Consider the following 849-nt stretch of genomic DNA (forward strand, 5'->3'; position numbering starts at 1 on the left):
TCTAGATGTTTAGTCCCAAGGTTTGATGGGTTGGATCGAGCCTGAATCGTTCGGGCTCTTTTGTCCAGATTTTGCAGATGTATTCAAAGGGCGTGAGGCCCTTGAGGGTCTTCAGTCGACGGCCGAAATTATAGGCTAAGACGAAATCGGCGAGATGCTGGCGCAGTTGGTCATGGCTCTCGTAGTAGAAGCGTTTGACGGTCGCATCCTTGATCGTGCGGTTCATGCGTTCGACCTGGCCGTTGGTCCATGGGTGCCTTGGCTTTGTCGTTCGGTGGTCGATATCGGCCTTGGCGCAAGTATGTTCGAAGGCGTGCGCCCATATGATTTCTCCCGCCGCCATGGCTTCCTTGATCAGCGGAACGGCCGAGCCGCCGGCACCTGGGGTCGTGAACTGAATGCCGTTGTCGGTAAGCACTGTGTGGATCTTGTAAGGGACAGCATCAAGAAGATGGCGCAGGAAATCGGCGGAGACCGCTGTCGTTGCCTTCTCGTGCAGCTCGACGAAAGCGAACTTCGAGGTCCGATCTATGGCCACGAACATATGCAGCTTGCCCTGCTCGGTTCGGACCTCGGCGACGTCGATATGGAAGTAGCCGATTGGATAGGCCTTGAACTTCTTCCTTGCCGGCTTGTCGCCCTCGACATCCGGCAACCTGCCTATCCCGTGACGCTGCAGGCAGCGATGCAAGGATGACCGCGACAGATGCGGGATCGTCGGTTGGAGAGCATAGAGGCAATCGTCCAGTGGCAGCAGCGTATAAACGCCGAAAGGCGACGATGACCGCCTCTTCCTTAGTCGATAGCACTGTCGACTTCGGATCTCTGGGGCCAGTCGGAAGATCGGCG

General features: G+C 56.9%; 1 pseudogene. It reads right to left on the reverse strand.

Annotated elements, in window-relative coordinates:
• Position 1: 1 nt before the first annotated feature.
• Positions 2 to 849, reverse strand: a pseudogene (locus NKJ88_RS32900) (IS481 family transposase); the annotation flags it as partial.

It is taken from the genome of Mesorhizobium sp. M0016 (genome assembly GCF_040324035.1).
Lineage (GTDB): Bacteria > Pseudomonadota > Alphaproteobacteria > Rhizobiales > Rhizobiaceae > Mesorhizobium.